We start from the raw sequence: 11172 nt of genomic DNA, 5'->3' as shown, positions 1-11172 counted from the left end.
ACCGACGTCGTTGGACGTGCACACCTCACAACTGAAAACATCGCACCAGCCCGGCCGAGGCTCGACCAAGGAGGAGACCGTGTCGTTCGACGACGAGTGGGCCCAGCACAAGAACGCCGCCATGGAACACCAGTCCTCCGGCACGCGGCTGAACCAGGTCCCCTCCGATCCCGGCGGGGGCGGGGGACAGCCGGACCTGGCGACGTCGCCGGCCAGGAAGAAGGCGGCCGCCGGAACCATCGAGAACCACATCCAGCCCGGTGTGAAGGCGGCCGCGGACGCCGGTGACGAGGGCACCGACGGCGCCGTCGCCGAGTTCAAGGGCTGGGACACGGCGGCCGGGCTGCAGAAGGCCCACGCCCACTGGGACGGCCAGGTGAAGCGCCTGATGGCGCGGCTGGACTCGGAGAAGGCGGCGCTGCGGGGCGCGTCGACGCTGTTCGGCAACAACGACATCACGACGGGGTACAGCTTCACCCCGGTGCAGTCCAAGGTCTCGGGTCTTTAGGTCTTCAGGGGGAAACACGATGCCGACGTACCAGGAGATCATGGAGATCGACCTCGGCAAGCTGAGCACCGCCGCCGACGGCTGGAAGAGCATGGCGGAGAAGTTCGAGAAGGTCGAGGACACGTACGAGAAGGAGGTCCAGAGCGTCGCCACGGGCGGGCCGCTGTGGACCGGCCAGGCTCAGCAGGTCAGCGCGACCAACTTCAGCATCACCCGCAAGGAGCTCGACTCGGCGCAGAAGGAGGCGCGCGCCATGGAGTCGCTCCTCCGGGACGCGCACAGCACGTTCACCGAGCTCAAGGGCCGGGTGAAGGCGGCGGTCGACGAGGCCGTGGCCGCCGGCATGAAGGTCTCCGCGTACGGGAACGCCAGCTACGACTTCAGCAAGGTCAGCGCCCAGGAGGCCAACGCCATCCGTCACGACCCGGACCTGCGGGACGTGGAGATGTCGTACACGACCAAGATCAACGACGCGGTCAAGGCGGTCACGGAGTTCGACGCGGACGTCAAGGCCGCCCTGCTCAACGCCTCCGGGGCGGACGGCACCGCCCCCCTGGGCTTCAACTCGAAGCCGGTCGGCGACGTCGAGGCCGTCGAGGCGCTGGCGCTGTCGGAGAAGGTCCGCGAGGGCAAGGCGTCGAAGCAGGAGCTGGAGCACTACCGGGACCTGCTCCAGCAGAACTCCGAGGACAAGCACTTCAGCGAGGCCTATCTGGACGGCCTCGGCGCGAAGGACGCCCTGAAGATCGCGGACCGGATGAACCTGGCGTCGAACGAGCGGGGCATCTCGGACGCCGAGAAGAAGCTCTACAACTCGATCAACGCCGGTCTCGCGGACACGATCGCCTCCGGCACGAAGGACCCGAACGGCTACGCGTACCGGCCGTTCGTGGACGGGCTCAAGAAGCTCGGCACGGAGAACCTCGCGAGCAACGTCAGCCCGACCAACGGCTACCAGATGCTCGTCACGCTGATGAAGCAGGGGGACCCCAAGGCGTACGGCAAGGAGTTCCTGAACGAGATCGGCGGCGACATGATCCGGGCCGAGAAGGAGAAGCCCAACATCTGGCTGCACTTCTTCGACGGCGAGCGGCCGAACATCGCCCACGACCCGCTGGACGGCCTGCTCGACATCATGAGCAAGGACCCCGGGGACGCGGAGTACTTCCTCGACCCCAAGGCCCCCGGGAACGCGAACGAGCACCTGAAGTTCCTGCTCACGGACCGGAAGTGGCCGGACCCGGTGATGAACACCCTCTACTCGGCGCCCATGGAGATGGACGACCCCTTCAAGGCGACGGGGCTCGGCAACGCGATCCAGGCGGCGGCGACGGGGCACGAGCCGGGCGAGAAGCTCGGCCCGGTCGGGCCGCACACCGAGGGGCAGGCCCGGGTCATGCAGAACGCCATCACGTTCCTGGACGACGACAAGGGCGGTGCCGAGTTCCCCGAGGAACTCTCGAACATCAAGCAGCCGATGGCCCGGGCCCTCGCCGACTACGTGGCCGACACCCACATCACGCTCAACGGCCAGGAGTCGGAGTACGGCGGCGCCGGCGGCAACCCCGACATCACCGGCAAGGGCGACAACGCGCACATCGCGGTGGGTCAGGAGAGCCTGGTCCGCGTCATGCGCGGAATCGCGGACGACGGTCCGTCGTACGCCCTGATGTACGAGGCGGAGCGGGCCTACTCCGCGAAGCTGCTCGCGGAGGCCCCGCCCTTCCAGACCGACCCCACGCACGGGCAGAGCGCCGAGTGGGACCACCGCTCGCGCAACATCGGTTACGCGATGGGCGCCCTCAACGAGATCGGCGCCGACGTCTACATCGACAAGGGCAAGGAGAAGTCGGACTGGGCCGAGAAGACCGGCGAGTACTCGGCCATCGCCGGCAACGCGCTGATCGGTGAGATCCCCTTCGTGGGCACGGCGGGCGGCGCGCTGATCGACTCCGTCAAGTTCGACTGGGTGAAGGACGTCCAGGACGTGGCGGAGGAACAGGCGAGGAAGGAGTCGAGCGACTCGTACTCGTCCGGGACGGACGGTCTCAACCGCATGTTCGACGAATGGCACAAGCGTGAGAACGCAGGGGAAGGCCCGTTCAATTCGGCCAAGGACGCCGCGAACGGGGGTCACTCCGACGGTATCGGCGCGGCCAAGAAGTACCTGGGGTGATCATGCGCAGCTCCCGATCCTGGCCGCTCCTCGTTGTCGCCGCCCTCTTCACCGTGACCTCGTGCAATGACGGGACTCAGCCGCGGGCGGGGCGTCCGGACGACTACGCCTGTGCGGTTTCCGCCGACTCCCCCGAGGCGAAGTTGCTGTCCCGGGTGATGCGGACGGACTCCTTCACGACCCGGAACGGCTACCGGAGCCCCCGTTTCGTCGAGAAAGCGCAGGACCGCCTGCGCGAGTACGGGAAGGAGGGAAAGGCGCCCGCCGTCAGGCAGTGCTTCTTCTTTCCGGAAGGACGGAGCGATGACGGCCAGACGACCGTCGAGTACGGGTGGGCTCCCCTCTCCGACGCGCAGAAGGGAACGGGCACGGCCGGTACCCGGCGCTACAGCCTGAACGGGGCGACGGGAAGGTCCGGCGACGTCACCACCGATCTCTACGTGCGGTGCGAGCTGCCCGGCGAGCTGAAGGAACCGTCGAAGAAGGTCCTCCTCCACGCGGGCGTCTCGTTCACCACGAACCTGGGCACCGTCGAGGACCACGGCACCCAGGACCAGCAGATGTCGTTCGTCTATCTGATGACACGCCGGGCGACGGAACTCCTCGGCTGCGAGAACCACCCTCTGGCGGACGACCCCGTCGTCAAGCCCCTGACCGGAAGCACCCCCTGATGATCCACGTGAAGCACACCGTCCGGAGCGCGGCGAGCGCCGTCCTCCTCCTCGTCCTGGCCGGCTGCGGGAGCGGCGGGGAGGAGGCCGGCGGGGCCCTGAGCGTGGACCGGGTGGTCGAGGTCGCCGACGGGGCCGACGCGGACGGGTCCGACACGTGCCCGCTGCCCTACGACGCCGGCGCGGCGGCGAAGGCCGCGAAGCTGGACGGCGACCTGCGGCCGGGGGCGGCCGGGGCCGAGGCGGACGAGCCCGCCGCGACCGCCGAGGGCGGGCGGACGACGGACGCGCAGTCGCCCTGGGCGGGCAAGCCGGGGGCGCTGATCACCTGCTCGTACCACCTGGGCGGGGAGGACCTGAAGGTCCGCACCGGCGCCGTGAGCGAGGGGAACGCCGTGTACCTCCAGGCACCCGTCATCCAGGCCGCCGGCGGCATGGACTTCTCCACGCTCAAGGCGTACACCGTCAAGGGGGCCGAGGCGAAGGCCGGGGAGGCCGTGCAGAGCGGGGGCGGGAACGTGGTGACGGTCCGGCTCGACTCCGGCGGCAAGGGCGACCTCGCGCTGGTCCTGACCGCCGGGGACGCCGGGAAGACCTCGCTGGAGCGCGGGCAGGTCCTCGCGCTCGCGCGGGCCTTCGCCTCGCAGGCGAAGTGAATCCCCCGGTTCCGTCTGACAGGGCGTCCGCCCGGCGTCCATGATGGGACCGCTACGCCGTTCCGCCTTTTTCCACCGCACGAAGGAGCAGAGCCAGATGGGCACCCAGCAGGAGAAGGACGAGCTGTACGCGCTCGACATCAGCGGTGTCGAATGGCAGGGAGCCCCCGGGACGAGCCCCGACGAGGAGCGCGTGGAGATCGCCCACCTGCCGGGCGGCGCCGTCGCGATGCGCTCCTCCCTCGACCACGACACCGTGCTGCGGTACACCAAGGCCGAGTGGGACGCCTTCGTCCTGGGCGCCAAGGACGGGGAGTTCGACCTGCGGTAGGCCCCGCCGGAACGCGAAGGGGCCCGCTCCCCCCGAGGGAGCGGGCCCCTTCCGCGTCCCCGGGGGGCCGCGGCGCGGACGCGGGTCAGTACGCCTCGGTGAAGAGGCGGGAGGCCTTGACGTCGGTGGCGCGGTAGCTGTCCTTGCCCTGCTCGACGATCTGGGCGACCTTCTCGAGCCGGTCCTTCATGTCCTCGGCGCGCTTCTTGTACTTGCCCTGGAGGAGCTCGTACTCGTGGTGCGCGTCACCGTCCCAGGTGTCGGTGACGACCTTGAGCGCGGTGTCCATCTCCTGGATGTCCTTGATGATGTTCTGCGAGACCGTGCGGATGCGGTTCGCCATCTCCTGGACGGTCTCGTACCGTACCCGGGTGCCGGCGCTGTCGACAGACATTTCGTCCCCTTCTCTTAGAGGTTGTTGAGCGCGGAGCTGTTGGCGGCGGCGAACGCGGCGCGGACCTCGTCGTCGTTCGCGTTGCTGAGGTTCTTCGTCTCGCCGACGGCGTTGAGCAGCACGCCCAGCAGACGGCGGATGGTGTCGTGGTCCTCGTTCAGGAGCGTCTGGGCCTGCTTGAAGCCGATGGCGCCGACACCGGTCCAGCCGGCGCTGCACGTCTCCAGGATGTTGGCGAGCTCGCGCGCCTGCTTGGAGACCGCCTCACCCGTCTCCGTGATCTTGTTCTTGGCCTTGACGACCGGGTCGTCTGCGAGTCCGAACCCGCCGGCGGGAGTGCTCATTCGTGCTCCTCGGTTGGTGAAGTGACCTTGCTCATGCGTCTGTCGACGCTCTCCTGCGTACTACCACCATCACGACGGCGCCCAGGACGGCGACGACGGCGACGGCGCTCGCGGCGACGGCCCAGAGCGGAAGGCCGCCCTCCTCGGACCCGGTGGCCGACCCGGTCTTCCCGGGTGTCCCGGGGTCCGTGGCCGGGCTCGTGCCGCTTGCCCCCGTGTTCTCAGGAGAGGGGGAAGTCTGCGATGCGGAGGGGGCGGGCGACGCGCTCGCCCGCGCGGCGAGCAGCGGATTGACGTCCGGGTCGCCGGGGTTCCCCTTGCCCTCCAGGAGCACCTGGGCGGGGCGTACGGAGCCGTAGCCGATGTACTTGCTGGGGACGGGGCCGTTGTGCCCGGCCGTCTCCAGCATGACCCGGAGGACCTGGTTGGCGGTCCAGTCGGGGTGGGCGGACCAGATGAGGGCGGCGGTGCCGGAGGCGAGGGCGGAGGCGTGACTGGTGCCCTCGAAGGCGCAGTACTCGGACTTGTTCTTGGAGCAGCGGCCCGGCGCATCGACGCCGGGAGCGGCGAGAGCGAGATGGGAGCCGTAGCTGGAGAACTTGGTGATCTTCCCCTTGGTGTCGAGGGCGCCGACGGCGACGACACCGGGAGTCGCCGCCGGGTAGAGCGCCCCGCCGTCCCCGTCGTTACCGGATCCCGCGAAGATGAGTACGCCCTTCGCCAGGGCGTAGTCCACCGCCTCTTGCCACTTGACGATGTCCTCCTCGGACTCGACCCCGGCCATCGAGATGTTGATCACCTTGGCACCGTTGTCGGCCGCGTACCGGATCGCCCCGCCTGCGTAGTCCACCAGTTCGTAGGCCCCGAGTGCGTCGGCGACCTTCAAGGGAAGGATCTTGGCGTCCGGAGCGATCCCCTTGACGCCACCGCCCGCTCCGCTGCCCGCGATGGCGAGGGCCATGTTCGTACCGTGAGGGCTCGTGTCCTCGCCGTTCACAAGGCCGTCCCCCCCTTTGGCGTTGTAGAAGTCGCGGCCCGGGAGCACCCTGCCGCGCAGCTCTGCCATGGACGAGTCGACGCCGTTGTCGAGTACGGCGACCGTGACGCCCTTGCCCGTGGCCACCTTCCACAGCTCGTCCGCCTTCATCGCGTCCAGGTACCACTGGCGCGACCGCATGTCGTCCGCCTGCGCCGTCGGCGCCGCGACGGTCCACGTCGCGACGACGGCGGTCAGGGCGCCGAGCAGACCGGCCGCTCGGCGACGAACGGCCCGGGTGGGGAGGGACATCGGGGAAGGGCTCCTAGTCGATGACGGGCGGGACGATCTGGCGCTGTCCCGAGGTCCACGTCTCCTCGTCCTCGGACAAGTAGTCGGGACGGTTGCGCGCTTCGCGGCGCTCTTCCTGCTCCGGGTTGGTCGAGGCCGGGGGCCGGACGAGTCCCGTACCGCCGGGGGTGAAGGCGCGCCCACCCGTGGTGGACGCGGCAGCGGACCCGACGGTTCCGCCCGGCTGGGTCGCCAGTCGGCGGCCCGCCGCGCCGGGCGTGCCGGCGGGGGCACCGCCGAAGCCCCCGGCGCCGGGACCGTGCATGCCCGCGGCACCACGGCCGAGCTGGGAGGCTGCGCGCTCCTCGCCGATGACCGTGCCCATGGGCATCCGTCCCGCCTGCTGTCCCGGGCCGGGGCGGCCCGGGACCTGCCGGCCGCCGGTGATGCCCTCGGTCCGGGGGCCGGGGCCCAGCGGGCCGGGGCCCGTGAGCCCGGGGACGCGGGCGACCGGGCCCGGGGTGGCCGGGCGCGGAAGCGGATAACCGCCCTGGGGGCCGGTCTGCCGGCCGAGGGGCGGAACGACGGGCGGAAGCACGGGGCCCGGACCGCTGGTCGTCGGGGGCTGTACGACCGGGGGCTGCTGCGTCGTGGGCCGGGTCGGCGCCTCCGGCGCGACGGTCACCGAGTCGAGGTTGGTGTCCACCGGCCTGTCCGGCGGCGCGACCGGCGGAAGGGACGTGGTCGGCGGCGTCACCGGCGTCGGCGAGGACGGGTGCGTCGGCGAGGACGGCGGGGACGGCGGGGTGATCCGGTCGGTGCCACCGGTGCCCGACTCCGCGGGGCGCAGGGACGACGAGTGGACGGCCGGGGCGGAGCCCGTACCCGTACCCGTGCCCGAGGATGTACCGGAGCCGGTTCCGCCTCCGGGACCGTACCCCTTCTCACCGAGGTCGACAGAGCCGTTCAGCGGCTTGAAGTCCGGCTGCCGCTCCGCCCCGATCCGCTCCCGCGTCGCGTCGTAGTACGACGACAGGCGCTGGAGCTGCTGGATCGCCTCCTGGAGCTTCGGGCCCTTCTCGGACTCGATGCGGGCCTTCTCCTTCTCCGGGTCCGCGAAGCACATGCCCGCCGGCTTCGGCACGGCGGCCTTCGCCTCGGTGAGGGCCTGGCCGGCGCGCTTCATCTCCTCGGAGACGACCTTGGTGAAGTCGCCGAGGACCAGGGTCTCGGAGACCATGCCGGCGCCCCACTTGCGGAACGCGTCGCCTGCCGCACCCTCCCACTCCACACGGCTGATGTAGTGCCGCAGGTCGGAGGCGATGGCGAGGATCTTGGGCACCGCCGCCGCGAGGGCGGTGCCGCTGCTCGACAGCTCCTCGGGCTTGGCCGCCGCGATCATCGCGTACAGGGCGTCCAGGGACTTCCCCTCGAACTCTCCCGACATCGTCTGTTCCTCCCCCGTTAGCTGAACCCGCCGGTGTCGGCGGTTCCCTGCGTCGGTGCGGTCGGCTGCTCGGACTTGGGCGCGCCCCGGTCCTCGGTGCCGTAGTTCTTCTTGTGGTCGTCCCCGACGGACTTCTGGATCGCGGCGAAGCGACGCCGCTCCTCTTCGTCCACGCCCTCGTAGCCCTTGTCGGCGATCTGGGCACGGATGCCCATCGCCTCGATCGTCTCCCCGAAGATCTTCGTCAGCTCTTCGAGCCGCGTGCGCACCTTGTCGTACGCCCCGTGCAGCTCGGTCGCGGCGGCGAAGCCCGTGCCGTACGCGTCCGGAGTGATCTTCTGCTCGCCGATCTTCGTGTGCTCGGCGGGCGAGCCCTTCAGCTCGTCGAGCAGTTTCTGCATGCGCGTCTGGAATGTCCGGAGCGTCACCTCTCCGACTTCCAGGTCCTTCTTGCCGTTCCCGTCCGGCCCTGCCACGTCAACTCCCCCGTCCCGCAAGAACAACGGCCACTCTAGCTACTTGGTACGACAGTTCCAACTGCAAAGTCCTGTTCGGAGGACCGTTCATGGGCGTACCCCCTTTCGACGGCGGCTGTCACGGATCACGGTGGCCGTTCCGGCGACCACGGCCACCAGGACGCCCCCGATCCCCAACGCGTAGGTGGCGAGCCGTTCGGAGCGCTCCTGGGGCGTCTCCGACAGCGTCAGGCGGGCCGGCTCGGGGGCCGGCGGCTTGGGCGGGCCGGGGTCGGGCGTGGGCGAGGACGGCGGCGTGCCGGGGAGGTCGGCGAGGGCCCGTACGGGGTCCACCACGCCCCAACCGACGTGGTTGTCATGGCCGTTGACGGAGCGGACGGCGGTCTGCTCGATGCGGGCGACGATCTGGGCCGGGGTCCACTTCGGGTACTTGGCGCGGAGCAGGGCGGCGACGCCGGCGACGTACGGGGCGGAGAAGCTGGTGCCGTTGTCGACGCACTGGCCGCCGCCGGGGACGGTGGAGACGATGTCGACGCCGGGGGCGGCGACGCCCACGAAGGTCCCGGACTGGGAGAAGGCGGCGCGCTCGTTGTTGCGGTCGGAGGAGGCGACGGCGAGGACGCCGGGGAAGGCGGCCGGGTAGGTGGTCTTGAGGGCGCCGTCCATGCCGTCGTTGCCCGCCGAGGCGACGACGACGACGCCCTTGGATATCGCGTTCGCCACGGACCTGGCCAGGGGCGAGTCCGGGCGGAGGGCCTGGGTGGTGTCCTGCGAGATGTTGATGACGTGGGCGTTCTTCGCGACGGCCCAGTCGACGGCCTGGGCCATCGTGTCGGTCTTGCCGCTGTTCTTCTCGTCGTTCTGCCGGATCGGGATGATCGTCGCCTCGGGGGCGAGACCGACGAAGCCGGTGCCCTTGCGGGGGCGGGCGGCGATGATGCCGGCGACCTTGGTGCCGTGGCCGACCTCGTCGACGGTGCCGTCCGTCCTGCCGCGCTTCTCGTCGCCGGTGCTCGGGTTCTTCTTGTCGGGCTTGAGGTAGTCCTTGCCCGCCTTGGCGTCGACGGCGGTGCGCAGTTGCGGGTTGACGTCGTCGACCCCGGTGTCGATGACGGCGACCCGGACGCCCTTGCCCCTGGTGTCCTGCCACAGCTCGTCGAGGAGGACCCGCTGGAGCGGCCAGGGGGTGCCCTCGATCTGCTTCTTCATGGGGAAGGTGCACTCGCCGCTGCCGTCGAGGACCGGCGCGTCCCGGCGCGGCGCGGCGGTCGCCGCGGGGGCCGCGAGGAGGAGGGCGAGGGTGCCGGCGGTGAGCAGGGCCGCCGTGCGGTGCGTGGTCGTCACCGGTGCCACCCCCCTAGGAACCCTGCGGCTGGCGCGCGCTGTTGGTGTCCAGGCGCGGGCCCTTGGAGAGGAACTCGGACCACTCCATCGGCACCAGGACCGGGGTGACCTTCTCGTAGCCGAGACGCTTCTGGGCGTCGCTGGGCTCCGGGCGTCCGTCGCTCTGCGGCTGCTCCCCCGCGCCGATCTCGGAGCGGTCGGAGTCGCTGTCGCCGTTGGCCTGGACGGCGTACCGCAGGCCGGTGTCGGTGACGAGGAAGAGGGAGCCGTCGGGCGTCTTCTGCCGGCCCTGGATCTGGGTGTAGAGGAGGCCGGTGCCGGGCGTGACGTACGTGCTGGTGCCCCCGGCGGTGATGTCGGCGGGGTAGTCGCGGCCGGCCCAGGTGGTGAGGGTCGTCCCGCCCTTCTCGTCGACGTGGGTGAGGACGCTGCAGACGGTGTCGCGGGCGCCGGAGCCGGTGGCGGCGTTGACCTGGGCGGACTTCAGCCGGGGCCAGCGCACGCCGTCGTGGAAGGGGGTGGGGTCCGGGTCGATGGAGGAGGCGTCGACGGTGGTCGCCCTGCCGTCCATGTCGAGGACGCCGGTCTGCGGGGAGTTGATGAGGAGCCAGGCGGTGAAGGGGGTGACCGGCTGGACCTTCCCGGCGAGCACGACGTAGTGCTGGGGGCCGGAGCCGGTCTGGGCGAGGAGGACCATGCCGATGCGGTTCTCGGTCCCGGTGAGGGTGTTGCCGGGTATGCCGGCGGAGTCCCCGACGCGTCCGTCGAGGTGCGGGAAGTCGATCTCGTCGCCGGTCTTCAGGGTGGCGAGCCAGTCGTCGGTGACGGGCTGCGGCTCCTTGCCGAGGCCGACGAGGGCGGTGAGGAGTCCGGTGGAGTCGGCCTTCACCGGGTACTTGGTGCCGGTGTGGTCGACGAGGAACCGCGCGTTCCCCTTCTGGCCCTTGACGTACAGGACCTGTCCGTCCTCGAGCCGGCCGGCGCCCTCGGTCCGCTCGAGGTCGCGCTCGGCGAAGAGGAAGGTCGCCTTCTGGACCCCGGCGCCCTTGCCGCCGCCGGGCTGCTCGCAGACGGCCCAGCGCTTCGCCCGGCCCGCGTCGTCCGCCGAGGGCAGCCGGTCGGGGGCGTAGGGGATGCCGAGGATCGGGCCGCGCGGCGGCTTGCCCTCGTCGAGCTTCTTGTCCTCGACCTGGATGACCTGGAACTTGTCGGGGTCGAGCAGGAGCCGGGCGGAGGCGAGGTTGAGGACGGGGTGGAGCAGGGTCTTCCGGTCCTTGCCCTTGCCGGTCTCCAGGACGACGTACCGGGTCGTCGACTGCTTGCCGACGATCACGCGGGTGCCGGGGGCGTCCCAGCCCTTGGGGGCGGTGGGCTTGAACATGCCCCAGGCGCCGAACCCGGCGACGACCAACGCGGCGACGATCACCCCGGGGAGGACCGCGCGCAGCGGCTTCGGCGCCCCCTCCTCCGTACCGGAGGGAGAGGGTTGGAGGAATGCCGCCACCGTGCGCTTCTTCGCAAAGGTGTACGCGTTGAGCTCGTCCCGCCGCGATGCCAT

The 11172-nt window shown here is 70.7% G+C and carries 12 protein-coding genes; 5 read left to right on the top strand and 7 right to left on the bottom strand.

What is annotated here, in order from left to right; translation table 11 throughout:
* Nucleotides 1–79: 79 nt before the first annotated feature.
* The 5 genes from ACFYNX_RS05175 (at nucleotide 80) to ACFYNX_RS05155 (ending at nucleotide 4342) form a co-directional block, all read left to right on the top strand.
* Complete coding sequence (locus ACFYNX_RS05175; RefSeq protein WP_388657746.1) at nucleotides 80–508, top strand: hypothetical protein; 429 nt, start codon at nucleotides 80–82, stop codon at nucleotides 506–508.
* Nucleotides 509–527: 19 nt separating this feature from the next.
* Complete coding sequence (locus tag ACFYNX_RS05170; protein WP_388657743.1) at nucleotides 528–2684, top strand: hypothetical protein; 2157 nt, start codon at nucleotides 528–530, stop codon at nucleotides 2682–2684.
* A gap of 2 nt (nucleotides 2685–2686) precedes the next feature.
* Nucleotides 2687–3355, top strand: coding sequence for a hypothetical protein (locus ACFYNX_RS05165; RefSeq protein ID WP_388657740.1), 669 nt, complete (start codon nucleotides 2687–2689; stop codon nucleotides 3353–3355).
* Nucleotides 3355–4011, top strand: a complete 657-nt coding sequence (locus ACFYNX_RS05160) for a hypothetical protein (RefSeq protein WP_388657738.1) — start codon at nucleotides 3355–3357, stop codon at nucleotides 4009–4011. The genes ACFYNX_RS05165 and ACFYNX_RS05160 overlap by 1 nt, the downstream gene beginning before the upstream one ends.
* Before the next feature lie 97 nt (nucleotides 4012–4108).
* The gene (locus ACFYNX_RS05155; RefSeq protein WP_365546208.1) at nucleotides 4109–4342 is read left to right on the top strand and encodes a DUF397 domain-containing protein; all 234 of its coding nucleotides are present in this window, start codon (nucleotides 4109–4111) and stop codon (nucleotides 4340–4342) included.
* 85 nt (nucleotides 4343–4427) lie between these two features.
* Here ACFYNX_RS05155 and ACFYNX_RS05150 read toward each other — a convergent pair whose 3' ends face one another.
* The 7 genes from ACFYNX_RS05150 to eccB form a co-directional block, all read right to left on the bottom strand.
* Nucleotides 4428–4736 (bottom strand): WXG100 family type VII secretion target, encoded by a 309-nt coding sequence (locus ACFYNX_RS05150; protein ID WP_125661841.1) that lies wholly within the window; start codon nucleotides 4734–4736, stop codon nucleotides 4428–4430.
* A gap of 14 nt (nucleotides 4737–4750) precedes the next feature.
* Nucleotides 4751–5080: a hypothetical protein gene (locus tag ACFYNX_RS05145; RefSeq protein ID WP_125661838.1), complete on the bottom strand. Its 330-nt coding sequence runs from the start codon at nucleotides 5078–5080 to the stop codon at nucleotides 4751–4753.
* Between the two features lie 31 nt (nucleotides 5081–5111).
* On the bottom strand, nucleotides 5112–6368 hold the full coding sequence (locus ACFYNX_RS05140) for a S8 family serine peptidase (RefSeq protein WP_388657735.1): 1257 nt from the start codon (nucleotides 6366–6368) through the stop codon (nucleotides 5112–5114).
* A gap of 13 nt (nucleotides 6369–6381) precedes the next feature.
* Nucleotides 6382–7794 (bottom strand): hypothetical protein, encoded by a 1413-nt coding sequence (locus tag ACFYNX_RS05135; protein WP_388657733.1) that lies wholly within the window; start codon nucleotides 7792–7794, stop codon nucleotides 6382–6384.
* A 17-nt stretch (nucleotides 7795–7811) separates the two neighbouring features.
* Nucleotides 7812–8270: a hypothetical protein gene (locus ACFYNX_RS05130; protein WP_388657730.1), complete on the bottom strand. Its 459-nt coding sequence runs from the start codon at nucleotides 8268–8270 to the stop codon at nucleotides 7812–7814.
* An 87-nt stretch (nucleotides 8271–8357) separates the two neighbouring features.
* Nucleotides 8358–9614 (bottom strand): type VII secretion-associated serine protease mycosin, encoded by a 1257-nt coding sequence (mycP, locus tag ACFYNX_RS05125; protein ID WP_388657728.1) that lies wholly within the window; start codon nucleotides 9612–9614, stop codon nucleotides 8358–8360.
* Nucleotides 9615–9627: 13 nt separating this feature from the next.
* Nucleotides 9628–11172, bottom strand: coding sequence for a type VII secretion protein EccB (eccB, locus tag ACFYNX_RS05120; protein WP_365546224.1), 1545 nt, complete (start codon nucleotides 11170–11172; stop codon nucleotides 9628–9630).

The organism is Streptomyces sp. NPDC007872 (assembly GCF_042868165.1).
GTDB lineage: Bacteria > Actinomycetota > Actinomycetes > Streptomycetales > Streptomycetaceae > Streptomyces.
The sequence above is the reverse complement of the archived record's forward strand: the minus strand, read 5'-3'. Positions and strand labels throughout refer to the sequence as shown.